15 protein-coding genes and 1 pseudogene are annotated in these 18,783 nt (G+C 70.8%); 9 read left to right on the top strand and 7 right to left on the bottom strand.

From position 1 onward, the window contains the following. Positions 1 to 335: 335 nt before the first annotated feature. Complete coding sequence (locus J5X86_RS26895) at positions 336 to 1,733, top strand: M28 family metallopeptidase (RefSeq protein WP_208519292.1); 1,398 nt, start codon at positions 336 to 338, stop codon at positions 1,731 to 1,733. A gap of 94 nt (positions 1,734 to 1,827) precedes the next feature. Here the strand turns inward: J5X86_RS26895 and J5X86_RS26890 are convergent, their stop codons facing one another. Beyond that, positions 1,828 to 3,831, bottom strand: coding sequence for a M6 family metalloprotease domain-containing protein (locus J5X86_RS26890; protein ID WP_243981457.1), 2,004 nt, complete (start codon positions 3,829 to 3,831; stop codon positions 1,828 to 1,830). Positions 3,832 to 4,280: 449 nt separating this feature from the next. Between J5X86_RS26890 and J5X86_RS26885 the strand changes: the two genes are divergently transcribed. Then, positions 4,281 to 5,915 carry an AMP-binding protein gene (locus tag J5X86_RS26885; RefSeq protein WP_208519290.1) on the top strand — a complete coding sequence of 545 codons (1,635 nt, stop codon included), beginning with the start codon at positions 4,281 to 4,283 and terminating at the stop codon, positions 5,913 to 5,915. A 127-nt stretch (positions 5,916 to 6,042) separates the two neighbouring features. On the opposite strand, the gene J5X86_RS26880 is transcribed toward J5X86_RS26885, so the two are convergent. Beyond that, positions 6,043 to 6,411, bottom strand: a complete 369-nt coding sequence (locus tag J5X86_RS26880) for an arsenate reductase family protein (protein ID WP_208519289.1) — start codon at positions 6,409 to 6,411, stop codon at positions 6,043 to 6,045. Between the two features lie 122 nt (positions 6,412 to 6,533). Here J5X86_RS26880 and J5X86_RS26875 point away from each other — a divergent pair, with 122 nt between their 5' ends. The 4 genes from J5X86_RS26875 to J5X86_RS26860 all read left to right on the top strand — a co-directional run bounded on the left by J5X86_RS26875 (position 6,534) and on the right by J5X86_RS26860 (position 9,093). After that, positions 6,534 to 6,839 (top strand): hypothetical protein, encoded by a 306-nt coding sequence (locus J5X86_RS26875; RefSeq protein WP_208519288.1) that lies wholly within the window; start codon positions 6,534 to 6,536, stop codon positions 6,837 to 6,839. 421 nt (positions 6,840 to 7,260) lie between these two features. Continuing rightward, positions 7,261 to 7,740 (top strand): general stress protein, encoded by a 480-nt coding sequence (locus J5X86_RS26870; protein ID WP_208519287.1) that lies wholly within the window; start codon positions 7,261 to 7,263, stop codon positions 7,738 to 7,740. Between the two features lie 98 nt (positions 7,741 to 7,838). Next, positions 7,839 to 8,345, top strand: coding sequence for a hypothetical protein (locus tag J5X86_RS26865; protein ID WP_208519286.1), 507 nt, complete (start codon positions 7,839 to 7,841; stop codon positions 8,343 to 8,345). Between the two features lie 70 nt (positions 8,346 to 8,415). Continuing rightward, the gene (locus J5X86_RS26860) at positions 8,416 to 9,093 is read left to right on the top strand and encodes a DUF305 domain-containing protein (RefSeq protein WP_208519285.1); all 678 of its coding nucleotides are present in this window, start codon (positions 8,416 to 8,418) and stop codon (positions 9,091 to 9,093) included. Between the two features lie 79 nt (positions 9,094 to 9,172). Here J5X86_RS26860 and J5X86_RS26855 read toward each other — a convergent pair whose 3' ends face one another. Both J5X86_RS26855 and J5X86_RS26850 read right to left on the bottom strand, forming a co-directional pair. Beyond that, positions 9,173 to 9,856, bottom strand: coding sequence for a M56 family metallopeptidase (locus J5X86_RS26855; RefSeq protein WP_308124736.1), 684 nt, complete (start codon positions 9,854 to 9,856; stop codon positions 9,173 to 9,175). Between the two features lie 224 nt (positions 9,857 to 10,080). Beyond that, on the bottom strand, positions 10,081 to 10,449 hold the full coding sequence (locus J5X86_RS26850; protein ID WP_208519283.1) for a BlaI/MecI/CopY family transcriptional regulator: 369 nt from the start codon (positions 10,447 to 10,449) through the stop codon (positions 10,081 to 10,083). Positions 10,450 to 10,605: 156 nt separating this feature from the next. Here J5X86_RS26850 and J5X86_RS26845 point away from each other — a divergent pair. After that, positions 10,606 to 11,139: pseudogene (locus J5X86_RS26845) on the top strand (TerD family protein); the annotation flags it as partial. A gap of 93 nt (positions 11,140 to 11,232) precedes the next feature. Here J5X86_RS26845 and J5X86_RS26840 read toward each other — a convergent pair. Further along, complete coding sequence (locus tag J5X86_RS26840; protein ID WP_208519281.1) at positions 11,233 to 12,081, bottom strand: hypothetical protein; 849 nt, start codon at positions 12,079 to 12,081, stop codon at positions 11,233 to 11,235. After that, on the bottom strand, positions 12,081 to 13,349 hold the full coding sequence (locus J5X86_RS26835) for a VWA domain-containing protein (protein WP_208519280.1): 1,269 nt from the start codon (positions 13,347 to 13,349) through the stop codon (positions 12,081 to 12,083). Before J5X86_RS26835 ends, J5X86_RS26840 begins: the two co-directional genes overlap by 1 nt. Before the next feature lie 168 nt (positions 13,350 to 13,517). Between J5X86_RS26835 and J5X86_RS26830 the strand changes: the two genes are divergently transcribed. Both J5X86_RS26830 and J5X86_RS26825 read left to right on the top strand, forming a co-directional pair. After that, positions 13,518 to 16,322 carry an alpha/beta fold hydrolase gene (locus J5X86_RS26830; RefSeq protein ID WP_208519279.1) on the top strand — a complete coding sequence of 935 codons (2,805 nt, stop codon included), beginning with the start codon at positions 13,518 to 13,520 and terminating at the stop codon, positions 16,320 to 16,322. Further along, complete coding sequence (locus tag J5X86_RS26825; RefSeq protein ID WP_208519278.1) at positions 16,319 to 17,173, top strand: ABC transporter permease subunit; 855 nt, start codon at positions 16,319 to 16,321, stop codon at positions 17,171 to 17,173. The genes J5X86_RS26830 and J5X86_RS26825 overlap by 4 nt, the downstream gene beginning before the upstream one ends. A gap of 56 nt (positions 17,174 to 17,229) precedes the next feature. Here the strand turns inward: J5X86_RS26825 and J5X86_RS26820 are convergent, their stop codons facing one another. Then, complete coding sequence (locus tag J5X86_RS26820; RefSeq protein WP_208519277.1) at positions 17,230 to 18,411, bottom strand: FAD-dependent monooxygenase; 1,182 nt, start codon at positions 18,409 to 18,411, stop codon at positions 17,230 to 17,232. Between the last annotated feature and the right edge of the window lie 372 nt (positions 18,412 to 18,783).

Genomic DNA, 18,783 nt, shown 5'->3' with positions numbered 1-18,783 from the left:
ACACGCCGGTTCCACTTCCTCCGCCGGGCCGTGCCATCCGGTTCCCGTTCCTCTGACTTCTCGGTGCGCACACTCGACTCCCAACCATCAATCGGGCGCTGACCTGCGGCTGAGCCACCTGCCAGGCGGCCACTCCGGATACGGCGACCATCATTTGCGCCGTCACCAAAGTGGGTCTAACGCCCGGCTTGGCCTCCTCCCTGATACGAACCGATTGATACGAACCGATACGGAAAGGGGGGACCCGCGAAAAGAGGCGCACTGGGCTCGCGTTAGCCCAGCTTTAGCCCGCCCGTCGAGCATGAATCCGGACCGTGGCGATGAGGAGGATGACGATGAGCGGCTGGCCGGCGCTGGAGAAGTACCTCGATCGGGCACCCACGTCGAAGGAGATGATGGCCTGGATCGAACTGATCGTCGGCCAGGGCATTCGCCGGGCGGGCTATCCGGCCGACGGCTGGACCGAGGAGTGGGCCGCGGAGCAGTTCCGGGAGACCGGGCTGGCGGATGTGCGGCTGGAGCCGCTGGACACGCCTATCTGGCGGCCGCGGTCCGCCGCCTTCGAGATCTGGCCCACCGGCCGCCCCGATGAGGTCATCCGCTTCGAGGGGCTCGCCCTGCCGTACACCACGCCGACCGAGGGCACCGAGGGTCGGCTGGTGCGGATGGAGGACGGGGAGGTGCGGGGCTCCATCGCGGTCCAGGAGATCGGCTTCACGCGGCTGCCGCAGACCGAGGTGCAGGCCCGGGCCACCGGTTCCTACGACCCCGAGGGCGTGTTCCCCGACCTCGTCCAGACCGTGCCGTTCGACCTTCCCCATGTGCTGGACTTCGACATCGCCATCAAGGACGGTGCCACGGCCTACGTCGGCCTGCTCACCGGACTGCCCTGGGAGACCAGCGACTTCTACTGGCCCTATGACGCCGAACGACGCCCCATCCCCGGCATCTGGCTGAGTGGCCAGGACGGGCAGCGGGTCCGCGAGCTGATGGCGTCGGGGGAGTGCGAGGGCCGGATCGTCTCCGACGCCACCATCACCGAGGAGACCACCCACAATGTGGTGGGCACACTGCCCGGCGCCTCCGACCACTGGTTGATCATCGGCTCACACCACGACGGCCCCTGGGCATCGGCCGTGGAGGACGCCTCCGGGGTCGCGCTCGTCCTGGCGCAGGCCAAGTTCTGGGCGTCGGTGCCCCAGGAGCTGCGACCGCACAACATGCTGTTCGTGCTGACGTCCGGCCATATGGCGGGCGCCGCGGGCACACAGGCGTTCATCGCGGCGCATCCCGAGCTGTTTCCCCAGGTCGTCCTCGAAATGCATCTGGAACACGCCGCACGCCAGGCGGTGGTGGTCGACGGAGAGGTGGTGCCCACCGACGACCCCGAGGTGCGCTGGTGGTTCACCACCCAGGCGCCCGAGCTGGAGCAGTTGGTGGCCGAGTCCCTCGCGGCGGAGGACCTGCGCCGCTCGTGGATCCTGTCGCCGACCGCCTTCGCGCCGAACCCGGCCACCGACGGCGCCTACTTCTACTACACGGGTGTGCCGCTGGTGCAGCTGATCACCACGCCCATGTACATCTTCGATCCGCGGGACACCCCGGACAAGGTGGACGAGCAGAGCCTGGTGCCGCTCACCAAGGGGGCGGCGCGGATCATCGCCGGTACGGCCGGCTGTGAGCCCGACACCCTCCGGGTGCCGATCCAGACCGCGGCCGACGAGACAAAGTAGGGCCACCGAGCACCGACGGCCCGCAGAGCAGGGACGGCCCGCCGTATGCCGGCGGGCCGTCACCCGTTTCACACGTCACTCGTCATCCATCGCCCTACCGGCGGTTCGACAGCCGGCACAGCGCCTTGGCGGTGCGGTGCGGATCGCTTTCGGAGCGGGCACTGAGCACGACCGCCCCCTGCCGCGTGGCGCCCTTCTTCGCGGCCACGGCCACCTCGACATCCACTGATCCACCGGCCCTGGCGGTGGCGAGTCGGTTGGGCAGCCAGGCGGACCAGCCCCGGCCCACGGCCTTCGCCGACAGCCGGTAGACATCCGAGTCCACCGAAGTGGCCGCCGCTTCGGCCCGGTTGCCCGTAGCGCGCCCGGTGTTGTCGAGACCGAAGGTGCACACGGCCCGGGAGCGGGTGGCGTCCCCCTTGGCCTCGCCACGGTGGAGGGCCAGTCCGCGGCGCTGCGGTCCCGCGCCGTCGAGGGACTTCACCGCGATGGTGTACGAGAGCACTCCGGACCGGTCGCGCTTGAGGCCGAGCACATAGAAGTGCAGCCGGTTGGCCCGGTCGAGGTACTCGTACTGGCTGCCGGAGTCGGCCCCGGCGTGGAAGAGCGCATCGCTGAGCTGCCGGTAGTCGCCCATGGTGATCTTCTGGGTGGTGCCGTCGGGGCGCCGGAAGTCCACCAGGTCGATGTCCTCGGGATGCGCGTCGACCACCCAGGCGAACGGGGCCCGGTCCTTGTTCTTCGTCTTGGTGAGCAGCACCCCGTGATCCGGGGTGAACGAGTCCATGCCCATGCGGTCGACGATCTCGACGGTGTAGTTGTCGTAGCCACCGCCGTCGCACAGCGGGTCGGTGGCGTTGTCGCAGGACGGCGAGAGATCGCGGCCCAGGGCGATATTGACCCCGGAAAGCCCCTTCTCACCCGGTGGCGCCGAGCGTGCGGTGACCCGGGCGACGACGAGGCCGGAGCTCTTCAGGGCGTCGCGGTCCAGCCGCAGGACGTTCTTCTCGTCGACGATGCCGAGCTTCAGCTTGTCGCGCAGCACATGCTGGGAGCCCATCGAACCACCGGCGGTGGCGGGGATCTGCCAGCGAGTGTGCGGCCCGCCGGGGCCGTTGAACGAACCGCGGGAGAGCATGCCCCAGATACCGGTGTACGAACGGCTGAGGGGGGTGCCGTACGGGTTGTTGTAGTTGTCCCCGATGCCCAGGATATGGCTGAGTTCATGGGCGTACACGGCCATGCCGGAGCTCTCGGCCTGCACCGACGACCCGTCGGCGGCGTTGGGCCAGATACGGGCGGCGGACTGCCAGGATGTCCACGGTACGTAGCGGGTCCGGGCGGAGTTGTCGCCCGCGGTGGCCGGCGGCCCCCAGACGGCGGGTATGTCCGCCGCGCTCGGGAACTTCATCTGGCCGAACTCCTGCCAGGTGGACGACTCGTCCTGCCCGGCGGTGAGATAGAAGACGAAGTCGAACGAGTCCGCCTTGTCGGCGCCGACATCGGCCACCCAGGCGGCCTTGCCGTCGGCCCGGATGTCCTTGTCGCAGGTGTCCCCGGCCGGGCAGGCGCCCGGGTTTATCGAGTCCTCGATGCCGTACTGATAGGACTTGCCCGGGATGCGGTACACACCGAAGGCGGTCAGATCGACACCGATGCGGCCGCCGGAGTCCTCCATCCAGTACTCGTTGATGGTGTGACCGTTGTTCAGCGGCCCAGGTGTGTTGAGGAAGTCCTGGTAGAAGCGCGGGAGGCGAGCGCGGGGGATATCGGAGGCACTGGCCTGCGGATTGCCGAACAGGGTGGATCCGGCCGGGCGGCTGACCGTGAACTCCTCGTCCGGATAGTCCAGGAGCACCAGCGCGCCCTTGAAGGTGCGCTGTGTGGGCTTGACGTCGGGGTCCGCCCAGCGCGTTCCGGGGACCGCACGGTAGTCGGCCCAGGTCATGTCGTCGGGGTTGCGCCACTGCTGCGGGTCGATCGGCCGCACCAGCGACGGCCGGGCGGGACCGGCCGACGGTAAGTCATCGGGGGTGGCCCGCGCGGGTCCGGCGGCGATGGCCGCCGCGGTGGCGAGGACCGTGGCGACGACGGTCAACCGGCCGACGGGTCTTCGGGGGAGTAACAAGGCTCACCTCGTGTCGGGCGTCTCGGAACTCAGACATGACAAGCCGTACGAGCGGTATGCCTACCGCTGCCCCAAGGTAAGGCGGGGAAAGAGGGGGCGCCAGAGTGCGTCGGTGGCGGCCGGGGCCGTCGCCCACCGCTCCCGCTCCGGGCTCCGCATCGGCTCCGCTCCGGCTCGCGGAGGTCGTCCCGGTCCCGGTACCGGAGGACGGCTGCCGGACCGGTGGGAAAGCGCGATAGCGTGTACAGGCCAACGGGAGCTGCCGCCTGGGACTTCGGCTCAGCGCAACCCGGGAACAGCCCACCCCGGAAGGCGAGATGCGCCCGCGCCCCCGAGGTGCGTCCGCGCTCGCCCGAAGCCGGGCACCGGCCCTGGCTCCCGTCCGGCGCGATTCGTGGATACCAGCACTAGGAGCCCTCTTGACCAGCCCGGAACAGCGCATGGCTGACCTGCTCAAGACCTTCGGTGAGCCTGCGGCGAACACCGCGTACCTGCTGTGCGACAGGCACCCGGACGACGCCGTCGCGTTCACGGTGGTGGGCAAGGACCTGACCGGCCACGACATGACGTACGGGGAGCTGCGGGACCGTTCGTCGCGGATGGCCGGTGCCCTGGCCGCCCTGGGAGTCGGAGTGGGCGACCGCGTCGCCACCTTGATGGGCAAATCCGCCGACCTGCTGGTCGCGAGCCTTGCGATTTGGCGGCTCGGGGCCGTGCAGGTGCCGCTGTTCACCGCGTTCGCCCCGCCGGCCATCGCGCTGCGGATCGCCGGCAACGACACCAAGGTCGTGATCAGCGACGCCGACCAACGCCCCAAGCTGGACCCGGAGTCGGGCTTCCCCGGCGAGCGCCCCTGGCGGATCGTCACCACCGGGCCCGTCACCGGGTCGGACCTGTCCTTCGCGGAACTGGCCGAGGGAGACGCCACGCTGCCCGAACCGGCGGCCGTGGGCGGCGACGGGCTCATCGTGGAGCTGTTCACCTCGGGTACCGCGGGCACCCCCAAGGCCGTCCCGATCCCGCTGCGGGCCGTCGCGGGCTTCTCGATGTACCAGCAGTTCGGCCTGGACCACCGGCCCACCGACGTCTTCTGGAACGCCGCCGACCCGGGCTGGGCGTACGGCCTGTACTACGCGCTCATCGGGCCGCTCGCCCTCGGGCAGCGCGCACTGCTGTTGAACGGCCTGTTCTCCGCGGAGTCCACCTGGGAGGTGCTCTCCCGCTTCGGGGTCACCAACTTCGCCGCTGGGCCCACCGTCTACCGCAAGCTGCGCGCCTCCGGCATCCCCGCCCCCGGCGATCTGCGGCTGCGCTGCTGCTCCGCGGCGGGCGAACCGCTGCCCCCGGACGTCGTCGACTGGGCGCTGGAGACGCTCGGGGTCCCCGTGCGCGACCACTACGGCTCGACCGAGCTGGGCATGGTGATCGCCCACGCCTGGCACCCGGCCCTGCGCGACGACATCAAGCCCGGCTCCATGGGCCGTCCGCTGCCCGGCTGGGGGGTGAAGGTGCTGCGCGAGGACACCAACTCCGCGCTGGCCCGTGTGGACATCCCCGGCCGGGTCGTGGTGGACATCGAGGACAGCCCGCTGATGTGGTTCAAGGGCTACCGCGACGCCCCTGAGCAGACCGCCGAGAAGTTCAGCCCCGACGGGCGCTGGTTCTACACCGGTGACACCGCCTCCCGCGACGAGGAGGGCGATCTGTTCTTCTCCGGGCGCGGCGACGACATCATCCTGATGGCGGGTTACCGCATCGGCCCCTTCGAGGTGGAGACCGTGCTGCTGGAGCACGCCGCGGTGGCGGAGGCAGCCGTGGTCGGCGTACCGGACGAGGAGTACGGCGAGGTCGTGGAGGCGTTCGTCGTGCCACGGCCCGGGACGGAGGCGGGCGACGCGCTCGCGGCCGAGCTGCAGCAGCTGGTCAGGGAGCGGTACGCCAAGCACGCCTATCCGCGGAACGTCCACTTCGTGGCCGAGCTGCCGAAGACCTCCAGCGGTAAGACGCAGCGGTTCCTGCTGCGTCCGCAGCAGCACTCGCCCCGGAGCCGCTGAGCGGCTCCCGCGCCGAGGCGGCCTCCGCAGCGGGCACCGCGCACGCCCCGGAGCCGTACCGCGCGCAGGCCCGGCGTCCCGTGTCGTCACACGGGGCGCCGGGGGCGTCGTACCCCTGGCCTTGAGGTCACTCGCGGGACCGGGACAGCGCCTCCCGTACCGCCTCCTCCGTGCGCCCCACCACCGCCGTACCGTCGTCCGCCGTGATGATGGGCCGCTGGATGAGCTTGGGGTGCTCGGCGAGCGCCGCGATCCAGCGATCCCGAGCGCTCTCCTCACGCGGCCAGTCCTTCAGCCCCAGCTCCTTCGCGGCCGCCTCCTGGGTCCGGGTGATGTCCCACGGCTCCAGCCCGAGCCGGCCGAGGACCTCGCGGATCTCGTCCTGGCTCGGCACGTCTTCGAGATAGCGGCGGACGGTGTAACCCGCCCCCTCCGCGTCGAGCAGGGTGAGCGCGCCACGGCACTTCGAGCATGCCGGATTGATCCAGATCTCCATGCCGCACACGCTATCGCGGGATCGCTTCGAAATGGTGCCTGACCAGGGGCCTTTGTCAGTGCCCGGCCGTAGAATAGAGGCAGTTGAAGGGAAGGTTTCCCGACCATCTCAGGAGGCTGCCGATGGCCGTTGCCGCACCCCCTCTTCAGGAGCTGCCGAGCTTCCCGACCCTGCCGAAGAAGCGGATGCCCGCCGGGCGTCCGCGTGAGTGGTACGAGTCCCACAACCGTCGTCTGAAGGCCATGCGCCTGGCCATCGCGCTGCTCAACTCCGGTGTCTACCGCCCCGAGCAGGCGCCCAACCGCAAGATACGCTCCACGGCCGCCCGGATCGGGGTGCATCCGCCCTCCGACACCACCTGCCGGATGGTGCGTTCCCTCATCCGCACCGATCACACCGATCACACCGACCGCCCCGCCCGCCGCTGAAACCGCCGGCCCGCCGCGCCTCCTCGGAGCGCGGCGGGCCCGGCCCGTCGGCGCGCGGTCACCGCGTCAGCGTCAGCCGCTCCCACGGCCACGATCGCTGTCAACGGTTAACCGAAAACGGATAACGGTTTCCCGAAAGGGGGAGCAGGCCCATGCACCGACAGCGCGAAAGGAAGCGGCCCCTTCCGGGAATGGCGGGGTCTCGTGCCCGGGTGGGAAATGAAGGGCGAAGAGTGGCAGGGAGAAGGGCGAAGAGGGCCGGGGAAATGTTCCGCGGATAGCCGCGCCGGCGTTCCGGATTTTCCGGCGGTGCGGACCATCCTCGGAGGTTCCGCCACTTTCCCCTCTCCCCTCCCCGCGCCTCTCCCGTTGCGAGGGGACAGGCGCGGGCGCACGCTCTCCTTGACGGAGGGAGACGGCGATGAGCCAGCAACTGCCGTCGGAGGTGGTCGACCGCCCGGTCGTCGGCTCGTTTCCGACCTACGCCGGCGCTCAGCGCGCGGTCGACTTCCTGTCCGACAACAAGTTCCCGGTGGAACACATGGCGATCATCGGCTCGGACCTCCGCATGGTCGAGACGGTGCTCGGGCGGATGACCAGGGGCCGTGCGGCGCTGGCGGGGGCCGGTACGGGGGCCTGGTTCGGACTGCTGGTCGGGCTGCTGCTGTCCGTGTTCGCCGCCGGGGCCAACAACGTGATCGTGCTGCTGGTGAGCGGTCTCGTCTACGGCGCGGTGTTCGGCGCGATCTTCGGTTTCGTCGGGCATGCCATGACCCGGGGGCAGCGCGATTTCTCGTCCCGCAGCCAGATCGTGGCCGCGCGCTATGACGTGGTCGCGGACGCCGAGGTCGCCGATGAGGCGAAGAACATGCTGGCCAGGCTCGCGATGCGGGAGAGCTGAGCGGCTTCCTAGGGTCTTCCGGGGGCCCGTGCACATACTAACGGCATTAGGAGTAGGGTGTGGCTCCGAGAGATCACACCGACCCCCGAGGAGCGACGGTGACCACCGGCAGGCGTGTGCGCGCGGACGGAGTCCTTCCGCGGGTCCTGCTCGTCGTCGTGCTCGCGCTCGGTGTCTTCGTCATGCACACCCTGGGTCATCCCGACGGCGGATCCGGTGCGGGTGGGAGCCACTCGGCACACCATGCCTCCGGTGATCCGCGCCCCGCGCCGTACGACGGCGAGCCGTACGACGGCGACCGCGACGGCCGTACGGCCGCCACCGGCTCCGGGTCGCACCGGGCCGCGCCCGCCCCGTCCGCCGAGGCCGAGCATGCGCCGGCCGCGCCCGAGACGAAGCCGCGCGCGCCCATGACCGGTATGGACATGGCCTCGCTGTGTGTCGCGGTGCTCGGCGTCTGGGTGCTCGGGGCGCTCCTGAGCGCGGCCCTCGCCCGCCGGGGCGGTCCCCCGCTGAGGCTCCCCGTGGCGTCGGCCGCCGTCGCGCGGCCCGACCCTCCGTCACACGGACCCGACCTCACTGCCCTGTCTGTTCTGCGGATTTAGGCCGAACCGCGCGTAAAGCGCCGGTACGCCCCATGGAACAGTCAACACTTGGCAAAAGAGGTATATCGACATGACCGCATTGACGCATGTCCCGCGTCGGCCGCTCCATCGCCGTCTCGCGCTTGTGGGCGCCGTCGCCGCCGGAGGGCTGCTGCTCGCCGGTTGTGGCGGGAGCGACGACCCGAAGGACATGGACCACGCGGGCACAAAGGAGTCCACCGCCTCCGAGGCGACCGCGGCCTCCTCGGTGGGCGCGTTCAATGACGCGGACGTCCGCTTCGCGCAGATGATGATCCCGCATCATGAGCAGGCTCTGGCGATGGCCGCGCTGGCCGATGACCGGGCCTCGGACTCGCGGATCACGAGCCTGGCGGGGCAGATCGAGAAGGCGCAGGACCCGGAGATCGCCACCCTGAAGTCCTGGCTCAAGGACTGGGGTAAGCCGGAGAAGGCGTCATCGGGCGGTATGGAGGACATGGATGGCATGGACCACGGTTCGAGTGGTAAGGGCGATATGGGCGGAATGATGTCCAAGGAGGACATGCGGAAGCTCGAGGTCGCCAAGGGGCCCGCCTTCGACCGTGCCTTCGCGAGCCTGATGATCGACCATCACCAGGGCGCGATCGCCATGGCGAAGGACGAGAAGAAGAACGGCCGTAACGCCAAGGCCAAGAAGCTCGCCGACGACGTCGTCAAGAACCAGTCCACCGAGGTCGCCACTCTGCGGACCCTCCTCGACCGGCTCTGATCCGCCTCCCGCCCCGCCGCCCCGGGTCCCGCGGTGCCTCCGTGTGGCCCCGGGGTGGCCCCCGAGGCGTGCCGGGGCGCTATCCCATCCCGGGGGCGCAGCCGAGCAGAGGGGGCAGCAGCGGTACGGCCACCGCGGCCGCCACCACCACGCCGCACAGCGCCGGATGTGGGCGCCGCCGGGCGTCCAGCATCCGCCGCAGCCGGACCACGGCGTGCGGTCCGCCGACGCTGAAGGCCCCGCCGGGAGCGTGGCCCGCCGCCAGCGCGTACAGGGCGGAGACGAGCGCTTCGCGCGGATGGCGGCGCAGGGCCCGGTCGTCCGCGGCCATCTCCAGCAGAAGTGCCGTCTGTGCCTTGGCTTCGCGCGCCAGCGGCAGCCACCGGAACACCCGGGCGAACGCCTCGGTGGCCGCCAGTGCCAGATGGTGGCGGCCCGCGATATGCGCGCGCTCATGCTCCAGTACGGACTCCAACTGGGCGGGGGAGAGGAGTCTCAGCGCGCCCGCGCTCACGACGATCCGCGGCCTGCGGCCGGGCAGGCAGTACGCCGCGGGCGTGTCATGGTCCAGCACGGTGGCGCGCCAGTGCGCCGAGCGCCGGCCGACCATGTCCAGCACGCCCCGGTGGCGGGCGCGAACGCGCCGGGCCCGCAGCAGCTCATGGCCGAAGCAGGCGAGCGGAAGCAGTGCCACCAAGGCCGGTACGGCGATGGCCGGAACGCCGACCGGGCCCGTGCCCGGGATACGGGCGTCGAACGTCAACCCACAGAATTGGAGTAAGCCGGACATTCCATTATGAAGATGCCAAGTTGGGGTGACGAGGTGATAAGTGGTCAGAGCCAGCGCGATGGTGAACGACAGGACCAATCCATGCCAAACGACAACCGCTAAGCCGGGTGCACGATGCGGCCAGGCGCTGCGCGCCAGCGCCTTCGGGGCCACCGAGCCGACCACGGCGGCGTAGCAGCCCAGGGCGAGGGCGGCCGTCACGCCTGGGTCCGCCGTCCCGCGGCCCGCAGTGCCTTGCGCAGCGCGCTGACCTCCTCCGGGCCCATCTGCTCGACGAAGTGGGCGAGGGCGGCGGGGCGGTCCTCGCTGGTGCCGAGCGCGTCCTCCATCAGGGCGGCGGTGTACTCCTCGCGGCTGCGGACCGGCGAGTACACCCACGCCCGGCCCTCCTTGGCGCGCAGCAGCCAGCCCTTGTTGTAGAGGATGGAAGCGACGGTCATCACCGTGGTATAGGCGACCGGGCGGTGCTCATTGATGTCGTCCACGATCTCCCGCACTGTGGTGGGACGCTGCCAAGCCCAGAGACGGTCCATGATCTCCGCCTCGAGCTCCCCCAACCGTCGCATGGACGCTTCCTTCCGCCGTTAGTACGGAGGCCCATAGTAGAGACCCCTCGGGGAGGCCCCGCACGCGGCCGTCGGAAAATCCTCAACTCGCCCTGCCCGCGATACGCTTGACGCCACGCGCATTCAACATCCGCACGGTTCGAGGGAAGGGAAGTCCGGGTGACTGGTCTCAACAAGGGGCTTCGGAAAATCGAGGTGGCGCTCAAGTGGGATCCGAGTCCCACCGGTGAGCCGCCCCATGATCTCGACATCGTGGCGGGGACGTACCGCGCCGCCGATCCGTACGGTGAGCCCGCGTATCTCGTCCACTTCGACAGCCGCTCACCGGACGGCACCATCAACCTCAACAGGGATAGTCGCACCGGTCAGGGCCTTGGCATCGACGAGTCCATGACCCTCGAACTCGAACGGCTGTCGTCCGAATACTCGCGGGTGGTCGTCGGGGTAGTCATCCAGCGGAGCTCGGGACGGAAGGCGTTCGGAGATGTCCCGAACACCAGCGTCCGGATTCTCAACGGATACACCGAGCTGATTACGAGCGACTTCACCGGTGTCTCTGGAGCCACTGCCGCCACGGTGGCGGTATTCACCCGGGACGACTCGGGGGAATGGGGAATGCAGAGCGCTATTCGTGGATTCGACACGGATCCCGAAGACTTTGGGCGGCTCATGGGCCAGGACTATTCCTGAGAGTCCGGGCGACCGGGGTCCGGTGTGGCGCGCGGCCCGCACGGTGAAGGTGCGGGCCGCGCGCCGATTCCGGACATCGGGTCAGATATCGGGTCAGGCGTCGCTCGGCGGACGGCCCGGGAAGCGCGGCCCCCGGGTGAGGGTGTAGCCGCCCACCCCGGCGAGCGCCGCCAGCGCCGCGCCGATCACGGTCCACACCCACCGGTCCGACCACCAGCCGGAGCCCCAGTCGTCCTCCGGCTCGGCGACCGCGTGCGGGATGTCCCCGCCCTTGCCGTCCGCGGAGTCCGAGGACGGGTCGCCCGGCGGCTCGGAGTCCGTGCCCGGGGCCGTTCCGGACCGCAGTACCGGATTGAGCGGGGTCACGTCCCCGCCGTCGGCGTGCGCCCCGCCCGCGTCCGGTACGGACGCCTCCACTTCAGCGTCGATCGGCAGCCCGAGGTCCTCGGCGGGCAGATCGACGACGGTGAGCCGCACGTAATAGGCGCCCTGCAGCGGGTCGTTGGCCCAGCGCTCGGACCAGGACCGCACCTGGCGCAGGGTGCAGCTCACGGTGACCGACCGGTCCTGCTGGGCCGCCCTGCGCGCCGGAGTGCCCGAGGCGCACGCCTGGTGGCGGCGCAGACCGTCGTAGACGTCGAGCTGCCAGGTGGCGCTGCCGTGCCGGCTCGAACCGTCGGGCAGCTTCAGCTCCGCCTCGACCTTGGGGATCTGCCCGGCGGCGGCCGGGAACACCCAGTACAGATAGTCGCCGGTGGAGGCCGCCGCGGTGGCCTTCTGACCGGGCTTGATCTCGGTGGCGGTACGGAAGTTCGTGCCCGCCTCGGTGGGGGCGCCGTCCTTCTTGTCGTCCGTGCCGTCAGCGGCGGCCGGGGCGGCGGCGGTCAGCCAGGCGGCGGCACACAGGGTGAGCGCGGCGCCCACGGTACGCAGGGCTCGCATCAGTTGGACCTCCAGACGGTGACACGCCAGCGGGCCAGCCAGCCCCACAGCAACCCCGCGAGCAGCCCGCCCACGGTGAGCACGCCCAGCAGCATCCAGCCGCGGCCAAGGCCGAAGGCGGCCACATCGGCGGGCGGATCGTCGTTGCCGACCACATCGACGGCGAGCTCCACCGGAAGGCCCGGAGCGCGCTTGACGGAAGCGGGCGCGGAGAAGGACTGGCTCAGCTCCAGGCACACCGTCCGCGCGGTCTTGTCCTCGTCGTCGTCCACATCGGCGACCGGATAGCGCAGCCCGCTGGACATGACGTCCGTACGGCCGCTGCCCGCCTCGCTGCCGCGCACCAGCTCCCGGCCGCCCGGGGTCATCGCCCGCAGCAGAACGCCGTAGTCCGGGTCGACGGCGCGGTCCACGGCCACGCTCGACGAGGCCCGCAGCTCCTGACCGGGCGCCACCCGCATCCGGTACCAGCGGTGTTCGCCGAAGCTCTCCCGGTCGCTGTAGAGGCCGGAGCCCAGGTAGGGGGCCTTCGCGCACTGTGCGGCGCCTTGCACCGGCGTGGGCGTCTGCACGGGGGTGTCGGCGGAGCGCCGGACCAGCTGCTTGATACGGCTGGAGAGCTGGTCCCGGTGCTGGATCGCCGTATAGGTGCCACCGGTGGCCTCGGCGATGCAGCTGAGCTGCTCGCGGACCTTGCGGTCCAGCGTCAGCCCGAGCGTGTCGACGACCAGATGGGTTCCCTGGGCGGCCAGTTCACGGGCCACATCACACGGGTCGGGCTGACCGCAGGAGTCCTCGCCGTCCGTGATCAGCACGATCCGGCGGGTCCCCTCGCCGCTGGAGAGGTCCTTGGACGCGCCGCGCAGCGCGAGCCCGATGGGCGTCCAGCCGGTGGGGCGCAGCGTGGCGACGGCCGTCTTGGCCTCGGTGCGGTCCACCTGGCCCACCGGGTAGAGCTGCTCGCTGTCCCGGCAGCCGGCCACGCGGTCCTTGCCCGGGTAGTTGGCGCCGAGGGTACGGATGCCCAGCCGCACCTCCTCGGGAGTGGCGTCCAGCACCTCGTTGAACGCCTGTTTCGCTGCCGCCATCCGGGTGTCGCCGTCGACGTCGCGGGCCCGCATGGAGCCGCTGACGTCGAGTACCAGCTCGACCTTCGGGGAATCGGGAGCCGGTTCGCCGGCCATGGCGGCGGGAGGGGATATCAGGCCGCAGGCGAGGGCCGCGAGCAGCCCCAACGCGCCTGTCGCCAGACGTTTCTTTATGATCACCGGCGCATCCTATGGAGCTTCATCTGACTGATCCAAAAGCCCGGCCGCCGCGGCCGGTGGCATACCGCGCCGGGTGTACGGCAGGTGTCGGGGTACTCCCCCGGGAGGGGACGAGAATCCGTCTGGTGTCAGCTCCGGCGTTTGCATCCTCCTCTTAGGGTTGCGGGTATGGATCTCCGAAAGACCCGGCTGCGAGGCCGGCGCCTGGCCGCCGCCGTGGCCGCCGCGGCCGTCCTCGCGGGCGCGGGCACCTGGGCGGCCGCCGCCTCCGACGACCGGCCGGCCGTGCACCGCCAGGACCGCGTGCTGGACATGCCGGGCGCGCGCATCGACACCTCGTACTTCACCTCGGGCACCGGCCGCAGGCCCGCGGTCCTGCTCGCCCACGGCTTCGGCGGCAGCAAGGACGACGTACGCGACCGGGCCGAGGAGCTGGCCCGCGACGGATACGCCGTGCTCACCTGGTCGGCGCGTGGATTCGGCAGGTCCACGGGGAAGATCGGGCTGAACGACCCGGACCATGAGGTGGCCGATGCCCGGCGGCTGATCGACTGGCTGGCGAAACGCCCCGAGGTGCGGCTCGACGGCCAGGGCGACCCCCGGGTGGGCGTCGCCGGCGCCTCCTACGGCGGGGCGATCTCCCTGCTCGCCGCCGGATACGACCGCCGGGTGGATGCCATCGCGCCCGAGATCACCTACTGGAACCTCGCCGACGCGCTCTTCCCGAACGGTGTCTACAAAAAGCTCTGGACCGGACTGTTCTTCACCACCGGCTCGGCCGACCTCACCCAGGCCCAGGGCGGCCAGGAGGATGCGAACGGCGGGGGAGGAGCGGGCGGCGGAACGGGCCAGTCGGGCCCGGGAGGCGCGAACAGCGGGGCGGGCCAGGGAGTCCAGGCGGACCCGGGAGACGCGAACGGCGCGGGGGACGAGAGCGGCGGGAAGGCCCTGGGAGGCCAGGGCTGCGGTCGCTTCGAGAAGCGGCTGTGCGAGATGTACGAGCGGGTCGCGGTCGCAGGAAAGCCCGACGCCGCCGCCCGACGGCTGCTCGAGGCCCGCAGCCCCTCCGCCGTGGCCGGCCGGATCAAGGTCCCCACGCTGATCCTCCAGGGACAGGCCGACTCCCTCTTCCCCCTCGGCCAGGCCGATGAGATGGCGAAGTCGATCCGGGCCGCCGGGGCGCCGGTCGCCGTCGACTGGACGGCCGGAGGGCATGACGGCGGCGACCGCGAGACCTCGCGGGTGGCGGCGCGCACCCGCGCCTGGTTCGACCGCTACCTGGGGGGCGACAAGGGCACCGACACCGGGCCCGCCTTCCGGATCAGCCGCACCGGCGGCATCGACACCACCAACGGCGCGGTCCAGCTGCGCGGCGCCACCGGCGACCGCTACCCGGGCCTGGGCGACGGCACCCGGAAGGTGGCACTGCCCGGACGCGAGCAGTCGTTCGCCAACCCGCCCGGGGCGGGGCCGCCCTCCATCTCCACGGTGCCGGGCGTGGCCGGGCTGTCCCAGGCGTCCTCGCTCGGCGTCGGCCTCTCCCTCGACGTCCCGGGCCAGTTCGCGCGGTTCGACTCGGCGCGGCTGGACCGACCCCTGCGGATCACCGGATCGCCCGAGGTGAAGGTGCGGGTCAAGGCCGACACGGACGACGCCGTCCTGTTCGCCAAGGTCTACGACGTGGGGCCGGACGGGCAGCAGGTGCTGCCCGAGCAACTGGTCACGCCGCTGCGCGTCACCGGCGCGAAGCAGGGCCGTACCGTCACCGTCCGGCTGCCCGCCGTCGACCACGAGCTCATCGCGGGCCATCGGCTGCGGCTCGTCCTCGCCTCCACCGATCTCGGCTACGCCTCCCCGACCGAGCCCGCCACCTACACGGTCGGGCTCGTGGACGGCGGCCTGACGGTTCCCACCGCACCCGCGGTGCACACCCAGCCCGCCCCGCTGCCCGCCTGGGTGTGGGGGCTGCCGCTCGCCGCGGCCGTGGTGGCGCTCGCGCTGGTGCTGACCGGCAGGCGGCGTACGGCCACTCCCGCGCCCGACCCCGAACTGGCCGAGGTGCCCCTGCAGATCACCGGTCTCAGCAAGCGCTACGCCAAGTCCGCCGACCGCTACGCGGTACGCGAGCTGTCCTTCCGCGTCGAGAAGGGGCAGGTGCTCGGGCTCCTCGGGCCCAACGGCGCGGGCAAGACCACCACCTTGCGCATGCTGATGGGGCTCATCGCCCCCGACGAGGGCGAGATCCGGGTCTTCGGCCAGGCCATCAGGCCCGGCGCCCCCGTGCTCTCCCGCGTCGGCGCCTTCGTCGAGGGGGCGGGCTTCCTGCCGCATCTGACCGGCAGCGCCAACCTGGAGCTGTACTGGCGGGCCACCGGCCGCCCCGCCGCCGACGCCCATATCGAGGAGGCACTGGAGATCGCGGGCCTGGGCAGCGCGCTGGAGCGTGCGGTGCGCACCTACTCCCAGGGCATGCGGCAGCGGCTCGCCATCGCCCAGGCCATGCTGGGCCTGCCCGATCTGCTGATCCTCGACGAACCGACCAACGGCCTCGACCCGCCGCAGATCCGCGAGATGCGCGAGGTGATGATCCGGTACGCCGCCGAGGGGCGCACGGTGATCGTATCCAGCCATCTCCTGGCGGAGGTCGAGCAGTCCTGCACCCATCTGGTCGTCATGGACCGCGGCCGGCTCATCCAGGCGGGCCCGGTCGGCGAGATCACCGGCAACGGCGGCAGTGTGCTGGTGGGCCACGACGGCGAGCTGAGCGAGGCCCACGTCGACAAGGTGAACGCGCTGCCCGGTATCGTCTCCGCCGCCCGCACCGCCGACGGACTGCTCGTCCAGCTCGACGGGACCACCCCGGCGCGGCTGCTCGCCGAACTGGTGCGGCTGGAGATCCCGGTGACCAGCTTCGGGCCCAACCGGCGCCTGGAAGACGCCTTCTTGACGCTGATTGCAGGAGGATCCGCGTGAGCTCCCTGTCCCAGGTCGCGCCCGGCTACCGGGCCCATCACACCCTGCCGCTGCGGGTCGAGGCCGTACGGCAGCTACGCCGCCGCCGGACCCTCGTCATGGCGCTGGTGCTGGCGCTGCTGCCGGTCGTCCTCGTCGCCGCCTTCGCCATCGGCGGCACCCCCGAGGGGCGGGAGGACCGGGTCACCCTGATGTCCACGGCCACCGCCTCCGGCGTCAACCTCGCCGCCACCGCGCTGTTCGTCTCGGCCGCCTTTTTGCTGGTGGTGCCGGTGGCGCTGTTCTGCGGTGACACCGTGGCCTCCGAGGCGAGCTGGTCCTCGCTGCGCTATCTGCTGGCCGCGCCCGTGCCCCGGGCCCGGCTGCTGGGGAGCAAGCTGACGGTGGCCCTCACCTTCAGCGCCGCCGCCATGGTGCTGCTGCCGCTGGTCGCGCTCGCGGTGGGCGGCGTCGCGTACGGCTGGGGGCCGCTGCGGATGCCCACGGGCGGTGAACTGCCGATCGGGGACGCCCTCGTCCGGCTCGCCCTCGTGGTGCTGTACATCTTCCTGTCCCAGCTGGTCACGGCCGCTCTGGCGTTCTGGCTCTCGACCGTCACCGACGCGCCGCTGGGCGCGGTGGGCGGCGCGGTGGGGCTCACCATCGTGGGCAATGTGCTGGACGCGGTCACGGCGCTCGGCTCCTGGCGCGACTTCCTGCCCGCGCACTGGCAGTTCGCGTGGGCGGACGCGCTCCAGCCCCATATGGAGTGGGGCGGAATGGTGAAGGGCGTCTCGGTGTCCGTCGCCTACGCGCTGGTGTTCCTCGCGTTCGCCTTCCGTGGCTTCGGCCGCAAGGACGTGGTGTCCTAGACGGCCACGAGGCCACGAGGCCACGAGGCCACGGCCACGGCCGTCGGGCGGCCCGGTCAGTAGTCCTTGAGGGTGTAGGAGTTGACCACCTCGTAGAAGCCGTCACCGATATCGGTCGGGTTGGTGTCGGGCTCCTGCCCGCGCGATGTGGTCTCCGCGTCCTTCCGCGCCTTGTTGTCCAGCGCGAGCTGCTGGTTGGCCACCGCATAGCCCCGCAGCTCGCGCTCGTAGGCGGCGAAGGCCGCGGTGTGGTCGCCGCCCGCGGCCTTGAGCTCGCCCGCCAGGACATAGGCGCCGACCATGGCCACGCTGGTGCTCTGCCCGGACATCGGCGAGCCGCAGTAACCGGCGTCGCCGACCAGGGTCACCCGGCCACGGGACCAGGAGTCCATATGGATCTGGGCCGCCACGTCGAGGTGGAAGTCGGGCGCCCCCCACATGTACTCCAGCAGCCGTGGCATCTCCCAGCGCGCGTCCCGGTACCGCTCGGCCACCAGCCGCTTCTGATCCGAGACGGTCCGGGAGCCGAGCAGTTCGGCGGGCGGTTCGTCCGAGTCGATGCCGATGTAGACCCGGGCCTCGGTGTTCTCGCGGACACTCATCACCATGCCGCCCCAGACGTCGCCGGGCATCTGGTAGATGACCTCCCAGCGGTCGAGGCCCAGATAGTTCGGCACCGTCCACACGCCCAGATAGCCCCCCATATGGTGAAGGAATTTCTCCTCCGGGCCGAAGACCAGCGCCCGGGTTGAGGAGTGCACCCCGTCGGCCGCCACCACGATGTCGAAGGCGCGCGAACCGCCCCGGTGGAAGGTGACCGCCACCTCATCGGGGCCCTGGGCGAGCGAGGCGATCGAATCGTTGAAGAGGTACTCGATCCCGTCGCCGCCCGCGGCCAGCAGAACCGAGGACAGATCGTCCCGGAGAATCTCCACGTCGGGGCTGTCGAGCTGTCCGCCACTCGCGGTGCGCTCGGTGGTGCTGAACAGCTCCTTTCCGTCGCCGTCGACCATCGACATGCCGCGCAGCCCGGTGCGGTGTGTCCGGATCTCCTCCAGCACACCCATACGCGCGCACACTTCCAGCGCCGGGCCTCGTACGTCGATCGCCTGTCCGCCCGGGCGCGGCCCCGCGGCGCGCTCCACCACGGTGACCTGGCAGCCATAGCGGTCCAGCCAGTAGGCGAGGGCGGGCCCGGCGATACTGGCGCCGGAAATCAGGACCCGGGTATTGCGCATGGTGTTGTCCCTTCCGAATTCAACCACCGAATGTGGTGCCTGGAAAAAGACTGGCCGGAGGTACCGACACCACACCGACGTGGCCGATGCCGGGTCGATGACGTACCGACGCCCCGCCGACGCCGTACCGACAGGGCTCCGACACCCCCGCGCCGTAGGCAAGTTGAGACCGGTGGCGATCGGCCCGTCGGAACGCGGAACTCTCTCATCGGTTAATGAGAGTGTTACTTCGATGTGTTGTGTGGTTCCGTAGTGATCGATGAGACTTAGGATTCCGACCGGTCAGCCCAAAAGATCGGTCAACCCGCACTGGTGACGTTCGGTCCGCCCCCCACGATCCGAACAGGATGGGACCTTATGCGCAATTCGCTG

This window comes from Streptomyces sp. NEAU-YJ-81, from assembly GCF_017592595.1.
In the GTDB taxonomy this organism is placed as follows: domain Bacteria; phylum Actinomycetota; class Actinomycetes; order Streptomycetales; family Streptomycetaceae; genus Streptomyces; species Streptomyces hygroscopicus_B.
The sequence above is the reverse complement of the archived record's forward strand: the minus strand, read 5'-3'. Positions and strand labels throughout refer to the sequence as shown.

Bases quoted from the DNA above. Each gene is read 5' to 3' on its own strand.
- J5X86_RS26850 (WP_208519283.1), bottom strand. From the start codon at position 10,449: ATGCGACGGTTGGGGGAGCTCGAGGCGGAGATCATGGACCGTCTCTGG.
- J5X86_RS26840 (WP_208519281.1), bottom strand. From the start codon at position 12,081: ATGCGAGCCCTGCGTACCGTGGGCGCCGCGCTCACCCTGTGTGCCGCC.
- J5X86_RS26875 (WP_208519288.1), top strand. From the start codon at position 6,534: ATGGCCGTTGCCGCACCCCCTCTTCAGGAGCTGCCGAGCTTCCCGACC.
- J5X86_RS26820 (WP_208519277.1), bottom strand. From the start codon at position 18,411: ATGCGCAATACCCGGGTCCTGATTTCCGGCGCCAGTATCGCCGGGCCC.
- J5X86_RS26830 (WP_208519279.1), top strand. From the start codon at position 13,518: ATGGATCTCCGAAAGACCCGGCTGCGAGGCCGGCGCCTGGCCGCCGCC.
- J5X86_RS26870 (WP_208519287.1), top strand. From the start codon at position 7,261: ATGAGCCAGCAACTGCCGTCGGAGGTGGTCGACCGCCCGGTCGTCGGC.
- J5X86_RS26880 (WP_208519289.1), bottom strand. From the start codon at position 6,411: ATGGAGATCTGGATCAATCCGGCATGCTCGAAGTGCCGTGGCGCGCTC.
- J5X86_RS26895 (WP_208519292.1), top strand. From the start codon at position 336: ATGAGCGGCTGGCCGGCGCTGGAGAAGTACCTCGATCGGGCACCCACG.
- J5X86_RS26860 (WP_208519285.1), top strand. From the start codon at position 8,416: ATGACCGCATTGACGCATGTCCCGCGTCGGCCGCTCCATCGCCGTCTC.